This window comes from Streptococcus symci (genome assembly GCF_006385165.1).
In the GTDB taxonomy this organism is placed as follows: Bacteria; Bacillota; Bacilli; order Lactobacillales; family Streptococcaceae; genus Streptococcus; species Streptococcus symci.
Genome location: NZ_VFJA01000006.1, coordinates 24,256 through 50,166 on the forward strand (window position 1 = coordinate 24,256; position 25,911 = coordinate 50,166).

At 39.7% G+C, this 25,911-nt stretch carries 26 protein-coding genes, 3 pseudogenes and 2 other annotated features; of the genes and pseudogenes, 19 read left to right on the forward strand and 10 right to left on the reverse strand.

Annotated elements, in window-relative coordinates:
- Positions 1-10 precede the first annotated feature (10 nt).
- The 12 genes from FJN11_RS10285 (at position 11) to trpA (ending at position 14,047) form a co-directional block, all read left to right on the forward strand.
- Positions 11-1,756 (forward strand): ABC transporter ATP-binding protein, encoded by a 1,746-nt coding sequence (locus FJN11_RS10285; RefSeq protein ID WP_140224629.1) that lies wholly within the window; start codon positions 11-13, stop codon positions 1,754-1,756.
- Positions 1,746-3,488, forward strand: coding sequence for an ABC transporter ATP-binding protein (locus FJN11_RS10290; protein ID WP_140224630.1), 1,743 nt, complete (start codon positions 1,746-1,748; stop codon positions 3,486-3,488). The genes FJN11_RS10285 and FJN11_RS10290 overlap by 11 nt, the downstream gene beginning before the upstream one ends.
- A gap of 130 nt (positions 3,489-3,618) precedes the next feature.
- Positions 3,619-4,311, forward strand: coding sequence for a sugar transferase (locus tag FJN11_RS10295; RefSeq protein WP_140224631.1), 693 nt, complete (start codon positions 3,619-3,621; stop codon positions 4,309-4,311).
- Between the two features lie 42 nt (positions 4,312-4,353).
- Entirely contained in the window at positions 4,354-5,583 is a 1,230-nt protein-coding gene (locus tag FJN11_RS10300) for a DegT/DnrJ/EryC1/StrS family aminotransferase (RefSeq protein ID WP_181146420.1), read from the forward strand.
- Between the two features lie 34 nt (positions 5,584-5,617).
- Positions 5,618-5,849: a binding site (T-box leader), on the forward strand.
- Between the two features lie 161 nt (positions 5,850-6,010).
- Entirely contained in the window at positions 6,011-7,189 is a 1,179-nt protein-coding gene (trpB, locus tag FJN11_RS10310; RefSeq protein ID WP_140224634.1) for a tryptophan synthase subunit beta, read from the forward strand.
- Positions 7,186-7,411 (forward strand) — a binding site (T-box leader). It overlaps the preceding gene by 4 nt.
- 376 nt (positions 7,412-7,787) lie before the next feature.
- The gene (trpE, locus tag FJN11_RS10315; protein WP_140224635.1) at positions 7,788-9,149 is read left to right on the forward strand and encodes an anthranilate synthase component I; all 1,362 of its coding nucleotides are present in this window, start codon (positions 7,788-7,790) and stop codon (positions 9,147-9,149) included.
- Positions 9,146-9,712, forward strand: a complete 567-nt coding sequence (locus FJN11_RS10320; protein WP_140224636.1) for an aminodeoxychorismate/anthranilate synthase component II — start codon at positions 9,146-9,148, stop codon at positions 9,710-9,712. The genes trpE and FJN11_RS10320 overlap by 4 nt, the downstream gene beginning before the upstream one ends.
- 10 nt (positions 9,713-9,722) lie before the next feature.
- Complete coding sequence (gene trpD / locus FJN11_RS10325) at positions 9,723-10,727, forward strand: anthranilate phosphoribosyltransferase (RefSeq protein WP_140224637.1); 1,005 nt, start codon at positions 9,723-9,725, stop codon at positions 10,725-10,727.
- Positions 10,724-11,491, forward strand: a complete 768-nt coding sequence (trpC, locus tag FJN11_RS10330) for an indole-3-glycerol phosphate synthase TrpC (protein WP_140224638.1) — start codon at positions 10,724-10,726, stop codon at positions 11,489-11,491. The genes trpD and trpC overlap by 4 nt, the downstream gene beginning before the upstream one ends.
- A complete protein-coding gene (locus tag FJN11_RS10335) occupies positions 11,478-12,077 on the forward strand; it encodes a phosphoribosylanthranilate isomerase (RefSeq protein ID WP_181146421.1) in 600 nt (199 codons plus the stop codon). The genes trpC and FJN11_RS10335 overlap by 14 nt, the downstream gene beginning before the upstream one ends.
- A complete protein-coding gene (gene trpB / locus FJN11_RS10340) occupies positions 12,055-13,278 on the forward strand; it encodes a tryptophan synthase subunit beta (protein WP_140224640.1) in 1,224 nt (407 codons plus the stop codon). Before FJN11_RS10335 ends, trpB (FJN11_RS10340) begins: the two co-directional genes overlap by 23 nt.
- Positions 13,271-14,047: a tryptophan synthase subunit alpha gene (gene trpA / locus FJN11_RS10345; protein ID WP_140224641.1), complete on the forward strand. Its 777-nt coding sequence runs from the start codon at positions 13,271-13,273 to the stop codon at positions 14,045-14,047. Before trpB (FJN11_RS10340) ends, trpA begins: the two co-directional genes overlap by 8 nt.
- On the opposite strand, the gene FJN11_RS10350 is transcribed toward trpA, so the two are convergent.
- Positions 14,019-14,678, reverse strand: coding sequence for a prepilin peptidase (locus tag FJN11_RS10350; RefSeq protein WP_140224642.1), 660 nt, complete (start codon positions 14,676-14,678; stop codon positions 14,019-14,021). The genes trpA and FJN11_RS10350 overlap by 29 nt on opposite strands.
- 69 nt (positions 14,679-14,747) lie before the next feature.
- Between FJN11_RS10350 and FJN11_RS10355 the strand changes: the two genes are divergently transcribed.
- Positions 14,748-15,203: a GNAT family N-acetyltransferase gene (locus tag FJN11_RS10355; protein ID WP_140224672.1), complete on the forward strand. Its 456-nt coding sequence runs from the start codon at positions 14,748-14,750 to the stop codon at positions 15,201-15,203.
- Positions 15,204-15,219: 16 nt separating this feature from the next.
- Positions 15,220-15,516: pseudogene (locus FJN11_RS10360) on the forward strand (transposase); the annotation flags it as partial.
- Between the two features lie 109 nt (positions 15,517-15,625).
- On the opposite strand, the gene FJN11_RS10365 reads toward FJN11_RS10360, so the two are convergent.
- The 5 genes from FJN11_RS10365 to FJN11_RS10385 all read right to left on the reverse strand — a co-directional run bounded on the left by FJN11_RS10365 (position 15,626) and on the right by FJN11_RS10385 (position 17,556).
- Positions 15,626-15,829 carry a CsbD family protein gene (locus FJN11_RS10365; RefSeq protein WP_140224643.1) on the reverse strand — a complete coding sequence of 68 codons (204 nt, stop codon included), beginning with the start codon at positions 15,827-15,829 and terminating at the stop codon, positions 15,626-15,628.
- Positions 15,830-15,859: 30 nt separating this feature from the next.
- Positions 15,860-16,468 carry an Asp23/Gls24 family envelope stress response protein gene (locus FJN11_RS10370; RefSeq protein ID WP_140224644.1) on the reverse strand — a complete coding sequence of 203 codons (609 nt, stop codon included), beginning with the start codon at positions 16,466-16,468 and terminating at the stop codon, positions 15,860-15,862.
- 30 nt (positions 16,469-16,498) lie between these two features.
- Positions 16,499-16,669: a DUF2273 domain-containing protein gene (locus FJN11_RS10375; protein WP_000455064.1), complete on the reverse strand. Its 171-nt coding sequence runs from the start codon at positions 16,667-16,669 to the stop codon at positions 16,499-16,501.
- 11 nt (positions 16,670-16,680) lie between these two features.
- Positions 16,681-17,253, reverse strand: coding sequence for an alkaline shock response membrane anchor protein AmaP (gene amaP, locus FJN11_RS10380; protein ID WP_000030220.1), 573 nt, complete (start codon positions 17,251-17,253; stop codon positions 16,681-16,683).
- A 78-nt stretch (positions 17,254-17,331) separates the two neighbouring features.
- The gene (locus FJN11_RS10385; protein ID WP_229294599.1) at positions 17,332-17,556 is read right to left on the reverse strand and encodes a GlsB/YeaQ/YmgE family stress response membrane protein; all 225 of its coding nucleotides are present in this window, start codon (positions 17,554-17,556) and stop codon (positions 17,332-17,334) included.
- A gap of 389 nt (positions 17,557-17,945) precedes the next feature.
- On the opposite strand from FJN11_RS10385, the pseudogene FJN11_RS10395 reads away from it, so the two are divergent.
- A pseudogene (locus FJN11_RS10395) lies at positions 17,946-18,817 on the forward strand (AcpB/EbpR/MafR family transcriptional regulator).
- A 344-nt stretch (positions 18,818-19,161) separates the two neighbouring features.
- Here the strand turns inward: FJN11_RS10395 and FJN11_RS10400 are convergent.
- The 4 genes from FJN11_RS10400 to FJN11_RS10415 form a co-directional block, all read right to left on the reverse strand.
- Positions 19,162-20,166: an NADP-dependent oxidoreductase gene (locus tag FJN11_RS10400; protein WP_140224645.1), complete on the reverse strand. Its 1,005-nt coding sequence runs from the start codon at positions 20,164-20,166 to the stop codon at positions 19,162-19,164.
- A gap of 91 nt (positions 20,167-20,257) precedes the next feature.
- A complete protein-coding gene (locus FJN11_RS10405) occupies positions 20,258-20,689 on the reverse strand; it encodes an Rrf2 family transcriptional regulator (protein ID WP_140224646.1) in 432 nt (143 codons plus the stop codon).
- A 523-nt stretch (positions 20,690-21,212) separates the two neighbouring features.
- The gene (locus FJN11_RS10410; protein ID WP_140224647.1) at positions 21,213-22,358 is read right to left on the reverse strand and encodes a low temperature requirement protein A; all 1,146 of its coding nucleotides are present in this window, start codon (positions 22,356-22,358) and stop codon (positions 21,213-21,215) included.
- Between the two features lie 216 nt (positions 22,359-22,574).
- The gene (locus FJN11_RS10415) at positions 22,575-23,084 is read right to left on the reverse strand and encodes a helix-turn-helix domain-containing protein (RefSeq protein WP_140224648.1); all 510 of its coding nucleotides are present in this window, start codon (positions 23,082-23,084) and stop codon (positions 22,575-22,577) included.
- A 207-nt stretch (positions 23,085-23,291) separates the two neighbouring features.
- On the opposite strand from FJN11_RS10415, the pseudogene FJN11_RS10955 reads away from it, so the two are divergent.
- The 4 genes and pseudogenes from FJN11_RS10955 (at position 23,292) to FJN11_RS10430 (ending at position 25,836) form a co-directional block, all read left to right on the forward strand.
- Positions 23,292-23,473 (forward strand): annotated as a pseudogene (locus FJN11_RS10955) (hypothetical protein).
- 45 nt (positions 23,474-23,518) lie between these two features.
- Positions 23,519-24,517, forward strand: a complete 999-nt coding sequence (locus tag FJN11_RS10420; protein ID WP_140224649.1) for a replication initiation factor domain-containing protein — start codon at positions 23,519-23,521, stop codon at positions 24,515-24,517.
- Entirely contained in the window at positions 24,507-24,695 is a 189-nt protein-coding gene (locus FJN11_RS10425) for a DUF3173 domain-containing protein (RefSeq protein WP_000369785.1), read from the forward strand. Before FJN11_RS10420 ends, FJN11_RS10425 begins: the two co-directional genes overlap by 11 nt.
- 1 nt (position 24,696) lies before the next feature.
- Positions 24,697-25,836 carry a site-specific integrase gene (locus tag FJN11_RS10430; RefSeq protein WP_140224650.1) on the forward strand — a complete coding sequence of 380 codons (1,140 nt, stop codon included), beginning with the start codon at positions 24,697-24,699 and terminating at the stop codon, positions 25,834-25,836.
- Positions 25,837-25,911 lie beyond the last annotated feature (75 nt).

A 25,911-nucleotide genomic window follows, 5' to 3' on the forward strand; every position in this document is an offset into this window, starting at 1 on the left:
AAGGGATTTTATGTCCATTATTCAAAAACTTTGGTGGTTTTTCAAGTTAGAAAAACGCCGTTATCTAGTCGGAATTGTGGCCCTGGTCTTGGTTTCCGTCCTTAATCTCATTCCCCCCATGGTTATGGGGCGGGTTATTGATGCTATCACATCGGGACAATTAACCCAGCAGGACCTCCTTCTTGACCTATTTTATTTGCTTCTTGCGGCCTTTGGGATGTACTATCTGCGCTATGTTTGGCGGATGTATATCCTTGGGACTTCCTACCGTCTGGGGCAGATTATGCGGTCTCGCTTGTTTGAGCATTTCACAAAAATGTCTCCAGCCTTTTATCAAACCTATCGGACGGGGAATCTGATGGCACACGCAACCAACGATATCAATGCCTTAACCCGTCTCGCAGGGGGAGGGGTTATGTCAGCGGTGGATGCCTCAATCACAGCTTTAGTGACCTTGTTGACCATGCTCTTTAGCATTTCATGGCAGATGACCTTGGTTGCCATTCTTCCCCTGCCTTTCATGGCTTATGCCACCAGTCGTCTAGGGAGAAAGACCCACAAGGCCTTTGGCGAATCGCAGGCTGCCTTTTCTGAACTTAATAATAAGGTACAGGAGTCCGTATCAGGTATTAAAGTGACCAAATCTTTCGGTTATCAGGCGGACGAGTTGAAGTCCTTTCAGGCAGTCAATGAATTGACATTCCAAAAGAATCTCCAAACCATGAAATACGATAGTCTCTTTGATCCCATGGTTCTCTTATTTGTTGGCTCCTCCTATGTTTTAACCCTTTTAGTCGGCTCCTTGATGGTTCAGGAGGGGCAAATCACAGTTGGGAATCTGATTACCTTCATCAGCTATTTGGATATGCTGGTCTGGCCTCTTATGGCTATCGGTTTCCTCTTTAATATCACTCAGCGAGGAAAGGTTTCTTACCAGCGGATTGAGAATCTTTTGTCTCAGGAATCACCTGTACAAGACCCTGAGTTTCCTCTAGACAGTATTGAAAATGGGCGCTTGCAGTATGCCATTGATAGCTTTGCCTTTGAAAATGAGGAAACACTGACAAATGTTCACTTTAGTTTGGAAAAAGGGCAAACTCTGGGCTTGGTTGGGCAGACAGGTTCTGGAAAAACGTCCTTGATCAAGCTTCTCTTGCGTGAGTACGATGTGGATAAGGGAGCCATTTACCTAAACGGTCATGATATTCGCGATTATCGTTTGACAGAACTTCGCAGTCTCATGGGCTACGTCCCTCAGGACCAGTTCCTCTTTGCGACTTCAATCTTAGACAATATACGCTTTGGGAATCCTGATTTACCACTTTCAGCGGTTGAGGAAGCGACTAAGCTAGCCCAAGTTTACCAAGACATTGTAGACATGCCTCAGGGATTTGATACGTTGATTGGTGAAAAGGGAGTCAGTCTTTCTGGAGGTCAAAAGCAGCGTCTGGCCATGAGTCGGGCTATGATTTTAGACCCTGATATCTTGATTTTAGATGATTCTTTGTCAGCTGTGGATGCCAAGACGGAGTATGCGATTATCGATAACCTCAAGGAGACGCGAAAGGACAAAACAACCATTATCACAGCCCATCGCCTCAGTGCGGTTGTTCATGCAGATTTGATTTTAGTCCTGCAAAATGGTCAAATCATCGAACGAGGCAGGCACGAAGACTTGCTAGCTTTGGATGGCTGGTATGCTCAAACCTACCAGTCTCAGCAGCTGGAAATGAAAGGAGAAGAAGATGCAGAATAAACAAGAACAATGGACTGTATTGAAGCGCTTGATGTCTTATCTCAAGCCTTATGGGCTCCTGACTTTTTTGGCACTTAGTTTTCTACTAGCGACGACGGTCATTAAAAGTGTCATTCCCCTTGTGGCTTCCCACTTTATTGACCAGTATCTCAGCAATCTCAACCAACTCGCTGTGACCGTTTTGCTGGTCTACTATGGCCTTTATATCCTACAAACTCTGGTCCAGTATGTCGGCAATCTTCTCTTTGCGCGCGTGTCTTACAGTATTGTTAGGGATATTCGTAGCGATGCCTTTGCCAATATGGAAAAACTGAGTATGTCTTACTTTGACAAGACGCCAGCAGGCTCTATCGTCTCTCGTTTGACAAATGATACCGAGACCATCAGTGATATGTTTTCAGGGATTTTATCTAGCTTTATCTCAGCAGTTTTCATCTTTCTGACAACTCTTTATACCATGTTGGTGTTGGATTTTCGTTTGACTGCATTAGTCTTGCTCTTTCTCCCCTTGATTTTCCTTTTGGTCAATCTCTATCGGAAAAAATCCGTCAAGATTATCGAAAAAACCAGAAGTCTCTTGTCAGATATCAATAGTAAGCTGGCCGAAAACATCGAAGGAATCAGGATTATCCAGGCCTTTAATCAAGAGAAGCGCCTACAGTCAGAGTTTGATGAAATCAACCAAGAACACTTGGTCTATGCCAACCGTTCTGTAGCCTTGGATGCCCTCTTTTTGCGCCCTGCCATGAGTTTGCTGAAACTCCTAGGATATGCAGTTTTAATGGCTTATTTTGGCTACCGTGGACTTTATCTGGGAATAACAGCTGGAACCATGTATGCCTTTATCCAGTATATCAATCGTCTCTTTGACCCCTTGATTGAAGTGACGCAAAACTTTTCAACCCTTCAAACTTCTATGGTTTCTGCAGGTCGTGTCTTTGCTTTGATTGACGAGAGGACCTATGAACCCCTTCAAAAGGATAGCCAAGCAAAGATTACAGAAGGTAATATTCGGTTTGAACATGTATGTTTCTCTTATGATGGCAAACATCCGATTCTTGATGACATTTCTTTCTCTGTTAATAAGGGTGAAACCATTGCATTTGTAGGCCATACAGGTTCAGGGAAATCTTCGATTATCAATGTCCTCATGCGCTTTTATGAATTTCAGTCAGGGCGAGTTCTCTTGGATGATGTGGATATTAGGGACTACAGTCAGGAAGAGTTGAGAAAAAACATAGGTCTGGTCTTGCAGGATCCCTTCCTCTATCATGGAACCATTAAGTCCAATATCGCCATGTACCAAAAAATCAGTGACGAAGAGGTCCAGAATGCAGCTGCTTTCGTGGATGCAGATTCCTTTATTCAAGAACTTCCTCAGGGTTATGATTCCCCTGTTTCTGAGCGTGGGTCGAGCTTCTCTACTGGTCAGCGTCAGCTTCTTGCCTTTGCCAGAACAGTCGCCAGTCAGCCTAAAATCCTGATTTTGGATGAAGCGACAGCCAATATTGACTCTGAAACAGAAAGTTTGGTTCAAGCTTCTCTGGCTAAGATGAGACAGGGACGGACAACCATTGCCATCGCTCACCGTCTTTCGACCATCCAAGACGCCAACTGTATCTATGTTTTGGACAAGGGGCGCATCATCGAGAGTGGAACCCATGAGGAACTCTTGGCTCTGGGAGGAACCTATCACAAGATGTATAGTTTGCAGGCCGGGGCCATGTCCTAATACTCTTTGATTTTCATTGACCGTAAGAAGGAAATCCTTCAAATTACAGATTTCTTTCACCGCCTTTTCCATTTTGTGGTATAATGAAAAATGTTGACAAATAGTATAATAAAAACAAAGGAGAAACAGCATGCTGAAATGGGAAGACTTGCCCGTGGAAATGAAATCAAGCGAGGTTGAGTCTTACTACCAGCTTGTCTCTAAAAGGAAGGGTTCGCTGATTTTCAAGCGTTGCTTGGACTGGGTTCTAGCCTTGGTCTTACTGGTTCTGGCCTCTCCAATCTTTCTCATCTTGAGCATTTGGATCAAGTTGGATAGCAATGGGCCAGTGATTTACAAGCAAGAGCGCGTGACCCAGTACAACCGTCGGTTCAAGATTTGGAAGTTCCGTACCATGGTGACGGATGCAGATAAAAAAGGTAGTCTGGTGACTTCTGCTAACGATAGCCGCATTACCAAGGTTGGCAATTTTATCCGCCGTGTGCGTTTGGACGAACTGCCTCAGCTGGTCAATGTCCTTAAAGGCGAAATGTCCTTTGTCGGTACACGACCTGAAGTGCCACGCTACACAGAGCAGTATAGCCCTGAAATGATGGCAACCTTGCTTTTGCCAGCAGGGATTACCTCTCCAGCCAGCATCAACTACAAGGATGAGGACACTATTATCAGTCAAATGACCGAAAAAGGCCTGTCAGTTGACCAAGCCTATGTAGACCACGTCCTTCCTGAAAAGATGCGCTATAACCTCGCCTATCTCCGAGAATTTAGTTTCTTTGGAGACATCAAAATCATGTTTCAAACCGTGTTTGAAGTGCTAAAATAAAGTAGTCATGAGAAAATGAGTACAGATAAAAGGAGCAAATCAATGCCAAATTACAATATTCCATTTTCACCACCCGATATTACGGAAGCAGAAATTGCTGAAGTAGCGGATACTCTTCGTTCTGGTTGGATCACAACTGGTCCTAAGACCAAAGAATTGGAGCGTCGCTTGTCTCAATACACACAGACTCCTAAGACTGTCTGCCTAAACTCTGAGACTGCCGCTCTTGAGTTGATTTTACGCGTTTTGGAAGTTGGGCCTGGTGATGAAGTCATCGTTCCAGCCATGACCTATACAGCTTCATGTAGTGTCATCGCTCACGTAGGAGCTACCCCTGTCATGGTGGATATCCAAGCAGATACGTTTGAGATGGACTATGATTTGCTGGAGCAAGCTATCACTGAAAATACCAAGGTAATCATTCCAGTAGAACTTGCAGGGATTGTTTGCGACTATGACCGTTTGTTCCAAGTAGTGGAAAAGAAACGTGACCTCTTTACTGCGTCAAGCAAGTGGCAAAAAGCATTTAACCGTATTGTGATTGTTTCTGATAGTGCCCATGCTTTGGGATCTACATATAAAGGACAACCAGCTGGTTCTATCGCTGACTTTACTTCCTTCTCATTCCATGCCGTTAAGAATTTTACAACTGCTGAGGGTGGAAGTGCCACTTGGAAAGCTAATCCAGCGATTGACGACGAAGAGATGTACAAGGAATTCCAAATCCTTTCTCTTCACGGGCAAACTAAGGATGCTCTTGCCAAGATGCAACTGGGTTCATGGGAATACGATATCGTCACACCAGCCTACAAGTGCAATATGACTGATATCATGGCGTCACTTGGTTTGGTACAATTGGATCGTTACTCTGGTTTGTTGCAACGTCGTAAGGAGATCGTGGACCGCTATGATCGTGGTTTTGCAGGTTCTCGCATCCATCCTTTAGCACACAAGACTGAAACTGTCGAATCTTCACGTCACCTCTACATTACCCATGTAGAAGGAGCAAGCTTAGAAGAACGCAATCTTATCATCCAAGAATTAGCTAAAGCAGGAATTGCAAGTAACGTTCACTACAAACCACTTCCGCTCTTGACAGCCTATAAGAATCTTGGTTTTGATATGGCGAACTATCCTAAGGCCTATGCCTTTTTTGAAAATGAAATTACGCTCCCTCTTCATACTAAATTAAGCGATGAAGAAGTGGACTATATCATTGAGACTTTCAAAACAGTTTCTGAAAAAGTACTAGCTTCATCAAAAAAATTGTAAAAAAGTCTTGACAAAGGAAAAACAAAGTATTAAAATAAGTTCAATAAATCAGAAAAGTAACTATTTTTGATCTTCAGGGAGCCTGTGGTGATTGTGAACAGGTGGTTGGAAGTAGTGAAAGTGGGCTGATTTTAAAAATGAATTTGAAACAATGAAAATTCGGTGCGCACACCTTACAGTGCAACTTGTTGTTAGACAAGGTAGAGATGTAAAGGGGAATAGTCCCTTTATAATTGAGGTGGCACCGCGTTACCAACGCCCTCACATGGAAGTAGATTCTGTGTGTGGGCTTTTTTCTATCCGTCATTTTGTTTATCTTTTATTAGGGCGTTAAGTCGCTTTGATGAACTTGAGTTCTATCTGCAGCTCCTTGCCTACTACTAAAAGCAAACAAAAAGTCGAATAAATACAGAAAGAGGAAAATTTTATGACAACTAAAGGTTATTTTGGACAATTTGGTGGTAGTTTTGTACCGGAGCCGATTCAGGATTTGTTGGATGAGTTGGAAGTGACATTTGACAAGTATAAGGATGATCCAGAGTTTTTGGCAGAATTTCGCCACTACTTGAAGGACTATTCAGGTCGCGAAACACCGCTCTATTTTGCGGAAAGTTTGACTGACCATCTAGGTGGCGCTAAGATTTATCTCAAGCGCGAAGACCTTAACCACCTTGGTTCTCACAAACTCAACAACGTTTTAGGACAAATTCTTTTGGCTAAACGCATGGGCAAAAAACGAGTGATTGCGGAAACAGGAGCTGGTCAGCACGGTGTTGCGACAGCAGCGGCTGCAGCCAAGTTTGGTATGGCCTGTGATGTCTACATGGGGGCAGAGGATGTGGAGCGTCAACGTCTCAACGTTTTCCGTATGGAGATGATGGGAGCAACTGTTCACGCAGTTGAAACAGGGACTCGTACCCTCAAAGATGCTGTTGATGCAGCCTTTGGAGCATGGATGAATGACCTTGAAGCCTTCTATGTTCTGGGATCTGCTGTAGGTCCTCACCCTTATCCTACAATTGTCCACGAGTTCCAAAAGGTCATCAGTGAAGAATCTCGCCGTCAAATCTTAGAAAAAGAAGGTCGTTTACCAGACTACGTTATTGCCTGTGTAGGTGGTGGTTCTAATGCTATTGGTGCATTTTCTCAGTATGTGGCTGATGAAGAAGTTAAATTGGTTGGGGTTGAAGCTGCTGGTCACGGACTTGACACAGACAAGCACGCAGCTACCATGACAAAAGGTAGTATCGGAATTGTCGACGGCATGAAGACCTATGCAGTCTTTAAGGAAGACGGAGAGCTAGCTCCAGTTTACTCTATCTCAGCTGGATTGGACTATCCAGGAGTTGGCCCAGAACACGCCTACTTCAAAGATTCAGGTCGCGTGGAATATGTGGCTGCGACGGATGAAGAAGCTGTTCAAGCCCTGCTCCTTCTCAGCAAGACTGAAGGAATTATCCCAGCGATTGAAAGTTCGCACGCTATCGCAGAAGCAGTTAAACGTGCACCGAAACTAAGTAAAGACGACATTATCATCATCAATGTCTCTGGGCGTGGAGACAAGGACGTAGCTGCGATTGCAGACTACCTAGAAGCTAAAAAATAAAAGATGGAAAAATTACAGTCTTTTCTCTCACAGAGAGCTTGTGGTTGCTGGAAACAAGCAGAGAAAGCTGTAAGGTTGGGTCCATCTGAAACGAGAGAAGAAAACATAATTCTCAAGGGAGTGCCCTTTATCGCACAGCCTGTTACAGGAGGTTTCTGAGACAGGCATGAGAGATAGGAGAAATCCTATAATTGAGGTGGCACCGCGAATTTCGTCCTCACGCAAGTTATTTTGCGTGGGGATTTTTATATATTTATCGTAGATATGGTCATCAGTTTTAAATTATGCTTCATCAATAGATAGATTTCTATAAAATATTTACGAACGAAGTGAGTTTCTAAAGATGTTTCCCGCCATAGTGGTATCCTAGAGAAGCAAAGATGCTTCTCTAGGACGGAATTTTTGAGAGTAAAATAGTTCGGGGAACTATTTTAGCCTGAGCCTAGAAATGAATGAGCGAGGAGCTCAAAAATTAGGTCTTTCATTTCATGGATTTCTAAAATTATCCACTGGATAATTTTACCCCCCGTCCGCACTATTTAAGGGAAATAGAAAAAAGATAAAAAATTAAAAATAAGGAACTGAAAGGGAAATTACAATGGAACGAATCATTCATGGAGATGTCTTATCACCAATCTTGGCTTATATGCGTCTAAAGGGGCAACACAAGGTTATCTTAGAGAGTATTCCGAGAGACAAGGAAACAGCTCGTTTTTCGATCTTAGCCTATAATCCAGTTTTTGAGATTAAGTTTGAAAATGGAGTCCTTTATCAAAATGGGCAAGTGATTGATCGTGATCCCTTGGATTTCCTTTATGAAGTAACTCATAAGAGCCAACACCATTCAGATCTACCTTTTGGTGGAGGAGCTATTGGATTTGTGGGTTATGATATGATTTCGCTTTATGAAGAAATTGGTCAAATTCCTGAAGATACAATTGGGACGCCAGACATGCATTTCTTTGTCTATGAGAGTTACATGGTCTTCGACCACAAGAAGGAAAAAATCCATGTCATCGAGGATGCTCTTTATAGCGAGCGCAGTCAAGAAGACTTGGAAAAAGCCTTGAACCAAGTGCTTGAAGAATTACGCATACCTGCTCCAAATGAATTTGAAGATTTGGACTTATCATCGCTTGACTTCAAACCCCATATCGCTCCTCAGAAGTTTGAGGAAATGGTAGAAACGGCTCGCGACTTGATTCGTAATGGCGATATGTTCCAGTGCGTGCTCAGTCAACGCTTCTCAGCAGAAGTTACTGGAAATCCTTTTGACTTCTATAGAAATCTCCGTGTGACTAATCCTTCTAATTACCTTTATTTCTATGACTTTGGTGATTATCAAATCATCGGTGCCAGTCCAGAAAGTTTAGTTTCAGTTAAAAATGGCATCGTGACAACCAATCCGATTGCGGGTACACGACCAAGAGGAGCAACGGATGAAGAGGACAAGGCTTTGGCGACAGACCTGCTTTCTGATGAAAAGGAAACAGCAGAGCATCGAATGTTGGTAGACTTAGGTCGTAATGATATTGGTCGCATCGCTGAAACAGCAAGTGTCCAAGTTACCAAGTATATGGAAGTAGAGCTCTTCCGCTACGTCATGCATTTGACCAGTGTTGTCAAGGGGCGTTTGCTTCCAGAACTCACTGCTATGGATGCCTTGAAATCAACACTTCCTGCTGGAACAGTTTCTGGAGCACCAAAGATTCGAGCTATGAGACGTATCTATGAACTGGAAACAGAAAAACGGGGCGTATACGCCGGAGCAATCGGCTACTTGTCTGCGACAGGTGATATGGATTTCGCTATTGCCATCCGAACCATGATTCTCAAAAATCAAACAGCCTATGTGCAGGCTGGGGCAGGGATTGTTTACGACTCTGTAGCCCAAAATGAATACCAAGAAACCATTAACAAAGCAAAATCTATGACTAGAATTGGAGAACTAAGACCATGATTTTATTGATTGACAACTATGATTCTTTTACCTATAACTTGGCTCAATACATTGGAAATTTCGCAGAAGTTCAGGTCTTGAGAAATGATGATCCTAAGCTGTATGAAGAAGCTGAAAAAGCAGACGGTCTGGTCTTTTCTCCAGGTCCTGGTTGGCCAGTTGATGCTGGTAAGATGGAAGACATGATTCGTGATTTTGCTGGCAAGAAGCCGATTTTAGGGATTTGTTTGGGCCACCAAGCCATTGCAGAAGTCTTTGGTGGTAAGTTAGGTTTGGCTCCAAAAGTCATGCATGGGAAACAGAGCAATATCAACTTTGAAGCGCCATCTGTTTTGTATCAAGGTATCGAGGATGGCCGTGCGGTCATGCGTTACCACAGTATTTTAATTGAAGAAATGCCAGAAGACTTTGAAGTGACAGCTCGTTCGACTGATGACCAAGCCATCATGGGGATTCAACATAAAACATTTCCAATTTATGGCTTCCAGTACCATCCAGAGAGTATTGGAACGCCAGACGGCTTGTCTTCTATTCGAAATTTTATCGAGAAGGTTGTAAAGTGAGGAAACTAGGATGAAAGAGATTATTGAAAAATTAGCAAAATTTGAAAATTTATCAGGTGTGGAAATGACGGATGTCATTGAGCGTATCGTAACTGGGCGTGTAACTGAAGCGCAGATTGCTTCTCTTCTCTTGGCTCTTAAGATGAAGGGGGAAACACCTGAAGAACGCACAGCCATTGCTCAAGTCATGAGAGGCCATGCCCAACACATTCCAACTGAAATTCATGATGCCATGGACAACTGTGGTACAGGTGGGGACAAGTCTTTCAGCTTTAACATTTCCACAACTGCAGCCTTTGTCTTGGCTGGTGGCGGTGTTCATATGGCCAAACACGGTAACCGCTCGATTTCTTCTAAATCTGGTTCTGCAGATGTTCTCGAAGCCTTGGGCATCAACCTAGACCTCAAACCGGCTGAACTAGGTAAGGTCTTTGATAAGACTGGCATCGTCTTTCTCTTTGCCAAAAATATGCATCCAGCTATGAAATACATCATGCCAGCTCGTTTGGAATTGGGAATTCCAACCATTATGAACTTGACTGGTCCCCTGATTCACCCAATGGCCTTGGAAACACAGCTTCTTGGAATTAGTCGTCCCGAACTTCTAGAAAGTACAGCTCAGGTTTTGAAAAATATGGGTCGCAAACGTGCCATCGTGGTTGCTGGGCCAGAAGGACTGGATGAAGCTGGTTTGAATGGAACAACCAAGATTGCTCTTCTTGAAAATGGCGAAATCACCTTGTCAAGCTTTACTCCAGAGGATTTGGGTATGGAAGGCTACGCTATCGAAGATATTCGTGGAGGAAATGCTCAGGAAAATGCAGAAATTTTGCTCAGCGTTCTTAAAAATGAACCAAGTCCATTCTTGGAAACTACAGTTTTAAATGCTGGTCTTGGTTTCTATGCTAATGGTAAAGTAGATAATATCAAGGAAGGAGTTGCCTTGGCCCGTCAAGTCATTGCTAGTGGCAAGGCTCTTGAAAAACTCAGACTGTTACAGGAGTACCAAAAATGAGTCAGGAATTTTTAGCACGAATTTTAGAGCAGAAGGCGCGTGAGGTGGAGCAGATGAAGCTGGAGGAAATCCAGCCCCTGCGCCAGACCTATCGCTTGGCAGACTTTTTGAAGAATCATCAGGACCGCTTGCAGGTAATCGCTGAGGTCAAGAAGGCTAGCCCTAGTCTGGGAGATATCAATCTCGATGTGGATATTGTACAACAGGCCCAGACTTATGAAGCGAACGGAGCAATGATGATTTCTGTTCTGACAGATGAAGTTTTCTTTAAAGGACATTTGGATTATCTACGGGAGATTTCCAGTCAGGTACAGATTCCAACGCTCAACAAGGACTTTATCATCGATGAAAAGCAAATCATTCGAGCTCGCAATGCAGGTGCAACAGTCATCTTACTCATTGTGGCTGCCTTGTCAGAAGAACGTCTCAAGGAACTTTACGACTACGCGACAGAGCTTGGTCTGGAAGTCTTGGTGGAAACCCATAATCTAGCTGAACTAGAGGTAGCTCACAGACTCGGTGCTCAGATTATCGGAGTCAATAACCGCAACTTGACCACCTTTGAAGTCGATTTGCAGACCAGTGTAGACTTGGCTAAACACTTCAAAGATGACTGCTTGTATATTTCTGAATCAGCTATTTTCACAGGACAGGATGCGGAACGAGTAGCACCATACTTTAACGGCATTTTGGTAGGGACAGCTCTTATGCAGGCAGAAGATGTGGCCCAGAGAATCAAGGAGTTGCAGATTGACAAAGGTTAAAATTTGTGGACTATCGACCAAGGAAGCGGTGGAAACAGCCGTTTCAGCAGGAGCGGACTACATCGGTTTTGTCTTTGCACCTAGTAAAAGACAAGTGACCTTGGATCAGGCTGCTGAGCTGGCAAAGCTTATCCCTGTAGATGTAAAAAAGGTTGGCGTATTTGTTTCACCAAGTCGGGTAGAACTGTTAGAAGCGATTGATAAAGTTGGCTTGGACTTGGTACAGATTCACAGTCAGGTGGCGGATGATTTGTTTGAGGATTTGCCTTGTGCTAGCATTCAGGCTGTGCATGTAGATGGAGCGGGTCATGTGCCCAATTCTCAGGCAGACTATCTACTCTTTGATGCCCCTGTGGCAGGAAGTGGCCAGACCTTTGACTGGGGTCAACTGGATACGGCTGGATTAACTCAGCCCTTCTTTATCGCAGGTGGGCTTAAGGAAGATAATGTAGTACAAGCAATTCAACACTTTACTCCCTATGCAGTAGATGTATCGAGCGGAGTGGAGACAGATGGACAAAAAGATCATGAAAAGATTAGAAGATTTATAGAGAGGGTAAAGCATGGCATATCAGGAACCAAATAAAGATGGATTTTACGGAAAATTCGGAGGACGTTTCGTCCCAGAAACATTGATGACAGCAGTTTTGGAGTTGGAGAAGGCCTACCGTGAAAGTCAGGCAGATCCAAGTTTCCAAGAGGAATTAAACCAACTCTTGCGCCAGTATGTGGGACGTGAAACTCCCCTTTACTACGCAAAAAATTTGACCCAGCATATCGGCGGAGCCAAGATTTATCTTAAACGTGAAGACCTGAATCATACAGGGGCTCACAAGATTAATAATGCCTTGGGACAAGTTTTGCTTGCTAAACGCATGGGTAAAAAGAAAATTATCGCAGAAACAGGTGCTGGTCAGCACGGTGTGGCAACTGCAACTGCTGCAGCCCTCTTTAACATGGAATGTACCATCTATATGGGTGAAGAGGATGTTAAACGCCAAGCCCTCAATGTCTTCCGTATGGAGCTTTTGGGAGCAAAGGTTGAGTCAGTGACAGATGGTTCGCGCGTGCTCAAGGATGCGGTTAATGCAGCCCTTCGTTCATGGGTAGCAAATATCGATGATACACACTATATCCTTGGTTCCGCCTTGGGCCCTCATCCATTCCCAGAAATCGTTCGTGACTTCCAAAGTGTCATTGGTCGAGAGGCTAAACAACAGTATCGTGACTTGACAGGCCAAGATCTGCCAGATGCCCTAGTAGCCTGTGTTGGTGGTGGATCGAATGCCATCGGGCTCTTCCATCCCTTTGTAGAAGATGAGTCTGTAGCTATGTATGGAGCTGAAGCAGCAGGGCTTGGTGTGGATACAGAGCACCACGCAGCTACCTTGACTAAGGGTCATCCAGGTGTCCTTCACGGTTCCCTCATGGATGTGCTCCAAGATGCCCATGGTCAAATTCTTGAAGCCTTCTCTATCTCAGCAGGTTTGGACTATCCTGGTATCGGTCCAGAACATTCTCACTACCACGATATTAAACGTGCCAGCTATGTTCCTGTGACGGACGAAGAAGCCTTGGAAGGATTCCAACTCTTGTCTCGTGTGGAAGGGATTATCCCAGCCTTGGAATCTAGCCATGCTATCGCCTTTGCGGTGAAATTGGCCAAAGAACTTGGACCAGACAAGTCTATGATTGTCTGTCTATCAGGTCGTGGGGACAAGGATGTGGTTCAAGTCAAAGACCGCTTGGAAGCAGACGCAGCAAAGAAGGGAGAAGCTCATGCCTAAGACATTAACAGAAAAATTGAATGCTATAAAAGCAGCTGGAAAGGGAATTTTTGTTCCCTATATCATGGCTGGAGACCATGATAAAGGTTTGGATGGTCTCAGTGAAACAATCCACTTTTTAGAAGATTTGGGTGTCTCTGCCATTGAAGTGGGCATTCCCTTTTCAGATCCAGTTGCAGATGGACCTGTTATCGAAGAAGCAGGCTTGCGCAGTCTAGCCCACGGAACTTCTACCCAGGCTTTGGTTGAAACCTTGAAAACCATTGAAACAGAAGTACCACTTGTCATCATGACTTACTTTAACCCCCTCTTTCAGTACGGTGTGGAGAACTTTGTCAAATATTTGGCAGATACAGCGGTTAAGGGCTTGATTATTCCAGACCTGCCTCATGAACATGCCAACTTTGTAGAGCCATTTTTGGTGGGTACAGATATCGCTTTGATTCCCCTAGTTAGTTTGACAACAGGGATTGAGCGTCAGAAAGAATTGATTAAAGGGGCAGAAGGTTTTGTCTATGCCGTTGCTATCAATGGGGTGACAGGGAAATCTGGCAATTACCGCGCAGATTTGGACAAGCACTTGGCACAATTGCATCAAGTAGCCGACATTCCAGTCTTGACAGGTTTTGGTGTATCTAGTCAAGCTGACGTAGAACGCTTCAATGCGGTATCAGATGGTGTTATCGTTGGTTCGAAAATTGTAAAAGCTCTCCATGAAGGAGAGCCGATTCAGGACTTTATCAAACAAGCAGTAGCTTACCAAAAATAATCACGCAAGCAGCAAGCAAGAGGAAAGGCACGAAAGGAAGTCTTTCCTTTTTCTTTTGCAGGAGAAAGGCTAGAATCCCTGTCGCAGAAGCAAACTGAATCAAGATCAGTAACTCCGTTATGCTAAAGACGAGAGCACAAGAAGCTAAAAAGAGAAAATCCCCTGCGCCCATGCGGATATCGATAAAATGAGCCACAATTCCAAGAGCAAGGAAGAAGACCATGACTAGATTCCAGCCAGAGCCGGCCATTAGGATTAGGTGGAAAGTCATCCAGACCAGTAAGGGGTATTCCTGATGACGAAAGTCGTAGATGCCCAAGGTCAAACCCGCAGTGATTAGGATGACTTGACTCAAGGAAAGTAATTCCCAGGAGTAAAGCAGAAAGATGAGTCCTAAGCCTAGTTCCAAAAGGGCATACCAGACAGGATAAGGAGCCTTGCAGTAGCGACAGCGAAAGTGATTGAAAACCTGCGACAGGATTGGAATCAAATCTAAGGGACGCAAGCGAGTCTGACAGGAATCGCAGTGACTGGCTGGGCTGATAATGGATTGCTCTGGAAAACGGTCAATGACCAAACCAAGAAAGGAAGCGAGAATGCTCCCGACAAGAAAAAAATAAAAATCAATCATACTTATCTATTCGTAAAAAATGGGAGAAGTAGTATAATGGAGAAACATAAACAAGATGGTGAGGCAAAGATGATAATTCGTTTTGAAGAAAAGGTGACTACAGAAAACGCTCAATTCGTATGCCAATGGTCCAACTCCCTTGGCAAATCCTTTCAAGAACAATGGATGGGAACAATGATTCCTTTTCCCTTGACCATTCAAGTCTTGCAAGATTTGGAAGGAATCTTTTCAATCTTTGAAGGACAAGAGTTTGTCGGGATTATCCAGAAAATCAGGCTAGAAGACAGTAATCTTCATATCGGAAGATTTTTTATCAATCCTCAGAAACAAGGGCAAGGCTTAGGTAGCCAGGCTTTAAGGAAATTTGTTAGTTTGGTCTTTGAAAATGGAGACATAGATAGTATTTCTCTAAATGTCTTCGAGGCAAATCAAACAGCTCAGAATCTTTACCAAAAAGAAGGATTTGAAATCGTTCAAATTGTTGAAGCACCTGTACGGAAATACATTATGAAAAAGTTTAGATAGAAAGCGAAAAAGCCTTGAAATCAATGTTGACTGCGATGATGAACCTGAATCAACCCCTCAAAAGGGACTGTATATGAATGAACGTTACCAGTGTTTAAAAACTAAAGAATATCAGGCACTTTTATCTTTCAAGGGTAGACAAATTTTCGCTAAACGTAAGATTGATATAAAATCTGTCTTTGGGCAGATAAAGGTTTGTTTGGATTATAAGAGATGTTATCTGAGAGGTAAGAGTCAAGTGAGAATTGACATGGGATTTGTACTCATGGTCAACAACCTGCTGAAATATAATAAGAGAAAGAGGCAAAATTAAAAAGCTAGAGTTCCGAAATTGGAAATCTCTAGCTTTTTGTTTTCTGAGAATCATCTTGACTCAGACTTTTTTGACTAATGTTACTAAAAAGATAAAGTAACTTTTAGCCTTATTTATCGTTGCCACTCAACATGTTTTTGATACCTTCTACAGCACCTTCTACAGCGTCTTTGGCATCTTCAGCAACTTCTTTTACTTTAGAAACAACTTTTTCAGTTGCTCCTTCTTTTTCCATTTTTTCATCACCGATGGATTTTCCAACACCTTCTTTAATAGAACCTTTAGCTTGATTTAATTTTTCTTCTACTGACATGATAATTTCTTCTGTTATATTTATTTTATCTTAGTTTACACGAGTTTTTTCGTGAGATACTACACCAGTTGCTGCACCTTTAACAGCTTCTACACCTTCGCTAACTTTTTCTTGAACAGTTGAGAAACCAGATCCAAGACCAGATTTAGCTTTTTCGAATTGTTCTGAAGCGAATTCTCCTGTTGATTCAGCAACGTCAGATACGCGATCTTGAAGGCTTACTGAGTCTGCTTCATGTTGTTCTTTAGTTTTGATGTCGACAACGTTTACGTTGATTTCAACAACTTCCAAGTCAGTCATTTTAGCAACTTCTGAAGATACGATTTCTCTGATTTCTGAATATAAAGCTGGAACATTTTTTTGGTACTCAGCAATAATGTTTAAGTCAACTGCGACTTGTGTTTTACCAACTTCTACGTTAACACCACTTGTTACGTCATCTCTGTTAACGATTTTTTCTTTAAGATTTGAGAAGAAACCACCGTCGATTCCCAAAAGACCTGAAACGTTTTCTAGTGACAGACCAATGATTTTTTGGATAACTTTATCTTCGTAAGTAAGTTCCCCTTTGATTTCGTGAGCTACAGCAGTAGCATCTTTCTTTTCTACGTTAGTGTTAATGTTTTTTTCGTTTGACATATGAAACTCCTTTAATTAAATTAGTAATTTTTATTTATCTATATAGTTTTTTTCGATATATAATCCAGCTGCAACTCCCAGTGCTCCTAAAATCAATACAAATATTGTTTTGAAGAAGCCAAAGGAGATAATCAAACAAGCGAGAAATACGCCTATGAGACCTGCGATTATTGGATATCGATATTGTTTAAGCCATTCCATTTTTTACTTCCTTACTTCACACGACTAACAGTCTTTTTGTTTTGAGGTTTTGGTTTAGGCTGGTAGTCTTTTACTAGAACTTCTAGTTTAACCTGACGCTCAATACCAAAAAATTGCTTCAATCCATTAGTTATTTCATTTTGAATTAGTTGGCATCTGTCAGCGATGTTGTCCGAAGGAAGAATTTTACCTTCTACATGAACGAAACATTTATTTTTTCGTAAATTTACATGAACAGTTGGGTTCTTGATCAATCCATGATCACTTACCAAACTTCTAACAAAACCTTCGATTGCAGAATTCTTTAATTTTAATGTATCGTTTTTAGTTTCAAGTTGAATTTCCAAATAACGTCTGGGATAAAACAACACAACTAACATCGATAACAAAACTAAAGTTGATAGAGCCACTATCCCCCAGAATATATATCTAGAGAGATAAAATTCAACGAAATGATTCTGTCTCCAGCTAAATAGCTGAATGCCTAGATCACTAACTTGATGATAATCTATCAAAACAGGAAGGAAAATTGTCAAGATTAAAATACAGAAAATAATGAAACATATTTTCTTTGCTTTTGACATATACAATCCTTTCGATTTAACATTTAAACTATTTTTACCCGTCTAATCTATTTAAAAATAGTTTATTACTACAAGTAATTATTTTTTACCTGTAAAGAATGATACTACAGTAACAACAATTGCTGCTCCTGCAATAGATGGGATCAAAGCCATTCCAGCGATGGATGGGCCCCAACTACCTAAAAGGGATTGTCCTACAGATGACCCGACTAAACCAGCGAATACATTTGCGACGATTCCCATAGAACTACCTTTTTTAGTGATTCTACCTGCTACAAGTCCAATAAGACCTCCAGCAATGATAGATCACAACATTGCTTACCCTCCTTTTCTATTTTAATATTAAAAAATAAATCAATTACTTTGATTATCGCTATTATATAATTTTAATATAAAAAAATCAATTATTTTGATTATTATATAATTTTAATATAAAAAAAATCAAATTCTTTGATTGTTGCTATCATATAAATTTTTAAAAATAAAAATATAATCTTTCGACTTGAATTTGATTCTGTATTCACGCCCTCAATAGACGGTAAAATAAGAAAATTGTTTATATATTGCCTCCGTAGTGTTATTATACGAAATAAAGGATTTTAGGAAAAGTCGTTATATCATGCTATACCTATTCTTTGTGGTATAATTGCAAGAGGTGAAATCCGATAATTTATAAAGATAGAAAGACATTCATGAGAGATTTATTATCTAAAAAAGTCATAGGCAATTAGAATTATTAGAATTATTATTTGAACATAAACGATGGTTTCATCGTTCGGAACTAGCAGAGTTATTAAATTGTACAGAACGTGCAGTCAAAGATGATCTATCCCATGTTAAATCTGCTTTTCCTGACTTGATTTTTCATTCTTCTACTAATGGTATACGCATTATTAATACCGATGATAGTGATATTGAAATGGTTTACCATCATTTCTTTAAACATTCAACTCATTTTTCGATTTTAGAATTTATATTCTTTAATGAAGGTTGTCAAGCTGAAAGTATTTGTAAAGAATTCTATATCAGTTCATCTTCGCTCTATCGTATTATTAGCCAAATCAATAAAGTGATTAAAAGGCAATTTCAATTTGAAATCAGTCTGACCTCTGTTCAAATCATTGGAAATGAGAGAGACATTCATTACTTTTTTGCACAATATTTTTCAGAAAAATATTATTTCCTAGAATGGCCATTTGAAAATTTTTCATCAGAGCCCCTATCTCAATTGTTAGAATTGGTTTATAAGGAAACAAGCTTTCCGATGAATTTGTCAACTCATAGAATGCTAAAGCTGCTCCTGGTTATGAGTAATTTTGATCAGTATCATGCAAAATCCGTTGCAGAGACACTTTCTTATTATTGTAGCAACAATTTTGAACTTGAAGTTTGAACTGAATTAGAATTATCAAAGGAATTTTTAGAAGAATCGCCTTATGATATCATCATTTCTAATTTTATTATTCCTCCAATCGAGAATAAGAGACTCATCTATTCAAATAATATAAACACGGTCTCACTCATATCTTTGTTAAATGCCATGATGTTTATTCGATTAGATTAGTGAGTGAAAGAAGACTCCATCCATCTCTAGGGTAGATTTCCTTTAGATAGGTGGAGTCTTTTTGAATATTAAAAAAGCTTCATATAATTTATCATCAGAATTGAAAAATACTCATTAAATAGAATCATATGAAACAGTTCATTTTTATCATTAGCAGAGTTACTAGTTCCATTCATTTGTATGCTAGTCAATTACGAAGAGGTCCTCATTACTTGTAATCTCGATGGCATAGTGGGCAAGACAAGCCTTGCTGACGTTTGGTTATACCTCTTACGGATCACTTATTTATTGCCAAGTGATGAATTGATTTTTTGTAGTAAGATACGACATAATATTCTCCTTTTTTATTTCTTAAAGCTAAGGACTGTTTTTCCACGTGAGCGACCATTAGCGACTTTGTCTAATGCGCTATTCACCTCTTCAAATGGATAAACAGTATCGATAGATGGTTTGATTTCTAATTTACTAAAGAGGTCAGCTACCTCTTGTAATTGAGCGCCATTGCTTTCTACAAAGATGAAATGATAGTGAACGCCATATTTGACAGCCATCTTATCAAATTTGCGACCTGCTAGGCCAAGAATCATCTGTTTCCATTTTGGCAGGTTCATACGTTTAGCAAAGGCACCGTTTGGCATGGCACGAAGGGAAACAAGGTGCCCACCTTTTTTCATGATAGACATTTGTTTTTCAGTTTCAGCACTACCAAGGGTATCGAGGACATAATCCACTTGGCTAACAGTTTTTGTATAATCCTCTGTTTTGTAATCGATAAAGCGATCTGCTCCTAGTTTCAAAACACGCTCAGCACTATCTCCAGCGCCATTGGTGATGACTGTTAAGCCTTTTGCTTTGGCAATCGGAATGGCCATTCCACCAACACCTCCAGTACCACCAGAAATAAAGATAGTTTTCCCAGCTTGAGCTCCCATGAGTTCTAAGGCTTGCATAATGGTCAAGGCAGTAAGAGGAACAGCAGCGGCTTCCTCGTCTGATAGATAGTCTGGAACCTTGGCTAAGGCTTGGCTATCGACAGCTACGTATTCTGCAAAGGCGCCAATTTGGTCGAGTGGGAGACGTCCCAAAACTCGGTCTCCGACTTTGAAATTTTTGACTTGTCTACCTGTCGCCTCAACGATACCGACTACTTCATTCCCCGCAGTTTGAGGAAGTTTGTAAGGAACGATCATCTTGACTTCTCCTCGGGAAATCATGTTATCCAGAGGATTAACACCAGCTGTGCTTACTTTGATCAAGACTTCTTTGTCTGTGATGCCTGGTTTAGCGATTTCTGTGATGTTCAATGTGATATTGTTTTTGTTATAAGTAGTATGTTGTGCGACTTTCATCTATTTTCTCTTTTCTTTTTTAATATGATTCATATACTTGTATCTAATACAAGTATATGCTGTTCCCAGTAAAAACTGATCTGCATGCAAATCAGTTTCGTTTTTGTTTGACTTGTTTATATAGATTGTCAATGACATCTTCTAAAGTTTGATTTGCTAATTCCTTCTCTAATTGAGATTCGGCACTAGCGAAAAGTGGTGAAACTGCTCCTTGGATATGTTTTCCAACGGGACAATCGGGATTACTATTTTGATGAACAGGAAATAAACGAATATGCTTGATTTCTTGAGTGGAATAGTAGATCTCTAGTAAAGTCATTTCCTTTGGAGACTTACTGAGTTGATAGCCTGTTTTTCCTTGATGGGAACTAATTAAACCTGCATTTTTCAATAAGGCAATCACCTTTCGAATGTAACTAGAGTTAGTCCCAACACTAGTAGCTAGAGCCTGAGAGCTTAGGCTTTCCTTACTCTCACTAATCATGGTTAGGATATGCAAAGCAACTGAAAATTTTGTATCCATATGAACTCCTTTTTAACATGTATCAGATACGAGAACAAGTATATCACAAATAAAAAGAAAAGCAAGATTTTTGTTTTAAACTTTAAAAAATTTTTTGAAGAGTGTCTTAAGATTAAAGATGTCTGGAAAGGAAGTTGATAAACAAATGTGGGATAAATCTGGCTTAGATAAGCAAAAAAGCCTTTACTCAAGGCTTTTCCTGTTGTATGTAGATGCCCCCTACATGGATTTGTAAGAACTTTTCATATTGAAAATAAACAAAAATGTTGAAATATAGCTGATTTTAGGGAAATACTTTTAGGTGTTTTCAATGTCAGGATTTAAAAATGGGGCAAAAGTGGGGCAAAAACGAATGACTCGTATTTGGTTTGAAAACCTATAATACCTAATGATTATGCTATTCTAGATATATAGTTTTGTTATAAATAAATGTCAGTGCGAGTTCAAATCGGAGGATAAAATGGAAAAACAAATTAATGAAAAAAAGCCTTGGTTCCCAAAGCTTTTTAATGTTATAAACTCATTAAAATAACTCCCAGTTAGATTTGGAATATTTTTTATTCTGTGTCATATAAAAATAAATAAAATGAATGGCTATAGCTAGAGCTAAAATGGTTGTTATACTCACTACTATTATAGGATTAGAAGCAAAGATTAAAGAGAGAATAAAGGCAGGCAGATAGAGTGTCGCTTGGACACAGTAGTAACTTTTCGAATAGCGAAGATAGTGTTTGTTATAGGGCCCATTTACTAGGACAGCAGCTTGAAAGAGGCCAAATCCGATATAAGAGAAGCTGGTTGCAAAGAGACGATTAGCTTCAGGATTCTGAAGAAAACTCATCGATACAGTCATCATCATAAGTCCAATGAAAATAGGATAGTGACTGTAAATTAGAAATAGTCCCTTTTGATTAGATTTTTCATCAATAGCATGGTCGAATTGACCAAAATAAAACAAGAACAGAGAAATCATAATAATGAAATAAAGAACCGAATAAATCGAGAAATTCTCGATTGTAAAGAAGTTAGCTAGCTCCGTAATCATCTCTCCAAACATAATAATGACAAGAAGGGAGATGCGCTCGATTAAATGGGGGAGATTTACCTGGTAATGCTTATCTTTATTAAGCAAGATACTTGGCATAATAAATGTTAGCAGAATACTAGCAAATAAGATATAGACTCTAAGGTAAATAGGAAGAAGAGCTGCTAAATAGACTCCTAAACTTCCTAGACCTGTTATCCATAGAAAACCTTTGATACTTTCCCGATTAACATCATCGGTTGATTTTCTAAAAAATTCAACCAAATATTGAAAAAATAAGGTAAGGGTTAATGTACCAATAGCCCAACAAAGATAATGAAAATATTGTTGCCAATCAGGTCCAATCATATTGGCTATAAAGAGTAAAATTCCCATTTTGATGAACATGATTACTATGTTAAATAAAGAGTTCTTTCCATAGCGATTGGTATAATCGGTTTGAATCATCCAGGAATCGATGAGAACCAAAGTAGCAATGAAAAAATCAAGGAAAGAATTCCAAGTCAAAATACCGTTATGAAGATGGTCGATTAAAGTAGTTACTTTTGAAATTGCAAAAACAAAAACTAAGTCATAAAAAAGTTCTGAAAATTCTACACGTTTATGTTTAATAAGAGTTGTCATCTTAAGACCTTTCTATTTTAGAAGTACAATTTATTATAACAGAAAATGGTAATGAGAGAAAAGGAGATGCTTAAATAACTTTATGTGGCGCGAATTGTCAAAACCTTGGAGCACATTTACCTCATGTACCAGATTACAGGCGGAGTGTTTGACGATTGATAATGAAGAATAAGATTATACAATAGAAAAAGCGAGCCTAAAACTCGCTTTTTTTATTTAATCTAATAGCTCCTTATTTTCAATTAAGAGTTCGAGTGGGGATTTCTCTCTTGCTACAATAAAACCAGGTTCATATTGGGTATGAACTGTTCTTTTCTGAGAAGTTGGATCAATATACAACTCTTCTCCATCTTCTGTGTATAGTTGGTTGCCTCTTGTTAGGTAAAGTAAATCTTCTAAGTGCTGTCCATTAGTATGTAGGAAATGCTCGATGTATTTGACAGCCTTTAAGATTTCACTTACTTTATCAGAGTATTCATTAGATTCAAGAACACTCTTTTCTAACTCAATCTCTTTACTAGTTCCAAATAGTTGGGTTGGAGTTGCATTAAAATATTCTGCTATCTTATCCAAATTTGCAAAGGTAGGATAGCTTTTTTGTTTTTCATAATCAGAGATGGACTGTTTACCGATTCCTAAATCTTCCGCAAGTTGAGTTTGACTTACTCCTTTTTCTATGCGTAGTCGTGCCAAATTGGGTCCAAAATTTTGAATAATAAAGGTCATGGGAAACTCCTATTTTTATTTTTAACTTATTTTATCACCTATAAACTTACAAATCAAGTTTTTAGTTGACTATTTAAAATATTTTTTATAAAATATATTTATAACTTAAAAACAAGTTATAAATGATACAAAATAGTTCATAAGTTTAGGAACAGTGAGTGAGGAGGAAGTTGAGGACGAGGCTATGACTTATGGCTATTCGAAGCCTTGGTGCTAGAAATTGTGTGGACAAGGGCAAGGGCGAGCCTGACGGGAAGTCAGGCGAAGTCCTGCAGACTGCCGTCCAGACAATTTCTAGCTAAGCAAAAGCTGTCTATTCTAACAGCCAGCAAAAAGGTACACTTAGGGCAACGCCCAAAGAACGACGGAACGAGCAAACGTTGATTTGACGGTGTTTCTGAGGACTAAAAAATCTAAAAGAAGGGGGGACAATTTTGTTGGTTTCTATACAAGATTTAAGAAGCATTCAAGAACAATGTGATGTAGGAGAATTAGTACAGCGGTTCGATGTCAGTATTGATAGATTAACGGTTATCTGGGATACAGACACTGGTTCCCTGAGACGAATTTTCAAAAATCTGAAACAGGCAATAAGCGCAAAAGTTGACTCATTTGAAATACATGATAACGTACGAGATGATGTCTTTACTTTAGCTAAATATTTTAATGAGTATGATTCAATCAATATTATATTCTTCCAATTAGCCATTTATGCAAATGAACAATTGATTCGAATTGATTTCAATCCTAATACTTTAAAAGAATTTGATGGAATGAAAGTATGGAGGCAATTAATGTACTTTGCTAGATTGAATTCATTGACGGTACGTTTGTCACGTTTTGATTTGGCATTTGACATTTTCAACAATCCTGAAATCGTTAATTTGCAACATATTAAAGGTGGTGTTACCCATAAGGTCTTCTATGGTAGAGGGGGCGAATTAGAGACGAAATATTGGGGTTCTAGCGGTAGTAATGTACAAGTTAGGTTATATGATAAGAATAAAGAAATCATTGCTCACAAGCGCGAAGAGAAGCTAGATTTGGCTGTAAATCCGTTTTGGTGGAGACTGGAGTTCCAACTCAGAACCAAAGCGATTGGTGAGGAGATGGTCCAAGATATTATGAATCGACTTGATAATTTCGGATTTTATAAGCTAGAACATATTCGAGTGGATCAAAGAGCATTTACAATTATCTTTCTCAACAATCCTGAACTGTTATCATTGGCTTTTCCAAATTTAAAATCAGACAGCATCAAAAAGAAAAAAACAAGAGTCCGCAAACTATTGAGAGAAGAAACGAACCAATTTGCGGAAGAATTAAAAGAAGTATTAATACAGAATCTCCCTAAATTAAATTCAGAATTACAACTACTTGTAGGTGAGTTTCTGAATTTAGAAAAAAATAAGGAGGATAACTATGGACAATAATTTAATTAGTAACAAAGAATTAATTGAAATGGGCTATCGCCCTCATACAGCGAATGATATCATTCATCAGGCAAGAGAATTACTTGTATCACGAGGTTATACATTTTATAATCGCAAACGTTTGATGGTTGTTCCAAAAAGTGTTGTAAATGAGATTCTAGGAACAGAGGTGGCGTAATATGGCGAGTGTTCGTTATCGAAAGCGAGGAGATAGTAATTTATGGACCTATGAAATTCGTAGCGAAGGAAAAACTGTTGCTCATAATAGCGGTTTTAAAACAAAAAAACTTGCAGAGTCAGAAGCTGAACCGATTCTGCAAGAACTTCGTTTAGGGAAAAGAATTTCTAGAGATATTTCTCTTGTCGAACTATATCAAGAATGGCTTGAACTAAAAATTCTACCGAGTAGTAGGTCGGAAGAGACAAAGAAAAAATATCTTCTCCGTAAAAACACAATTGAAAGATTATTTGGAAATAAAAAAGTCACTCAAATTCGTGCGAGTGAATACCAAAGAATAATGAATAAGTATGGGCAAACAGTTGGTAGAAATTTTCTTGGTAGATTGAATACTGGGATTCATCAGAGCATCCAAATGGCAATTGCCGACAAAGTTCTAATAGATGATTTTACACAACATGTCGAGTTATTTTCATCCAAAGAACAACAGATGACAGAAGAGAAATATTTACATACAGAAAAGGACTATCTGGATTTACTTTTAGCAGTAAAGAGAAAATTTGATTACCAACATTCAATCGTTCCTTATATCGTCTATTTTCTATTAAAAACAGGTATGAGCTTTGGAGAGTTAATAGCGTTAACTTGGAATGAAGTTGACTTTGACAGAGGACTGCTAAAAACATATAGGAGGTTTAATACCCTTACTCATAAATTTGTCCCTCCAAAAAACAAAACGTCTATTCGGGTGGTACCGATAGACGAAGAATGTATCAAGATATTACAAGTCCTAAAAATTGAACAAGAGAAGGCTAATAAAGAGCTAGGAATCAAGAATAGGTATAAAATGATTTTTCAGCATTATGGATATATTCACTTGGTACCAGACATTGCAAGTGTCAATAAAGCTTTGAGTGTTCTTTTAAATGAATTAGATATTTATCCAATTATCACGACAAAAGGAGCACGTCATACCTATGGAAGCTACCTCTGGCACAAAGGATTTGACCTTGGAGTTATTGCAAAAATTCTAGGGCATAGAGATATTTCAATGTTAGTAGAAGTATATGGACACACTTTAGAAGAGAAAATTTTTGAGGAATTTAATCAAATTAGAGATGTCTGGAAAGATTGCTCATAAAAAAATGTGGGGCAAATGATGGGGCAAATCAGTTATAGACAAACAAAAAAGCCTTGTAAATCAAGGCTTTTTCCT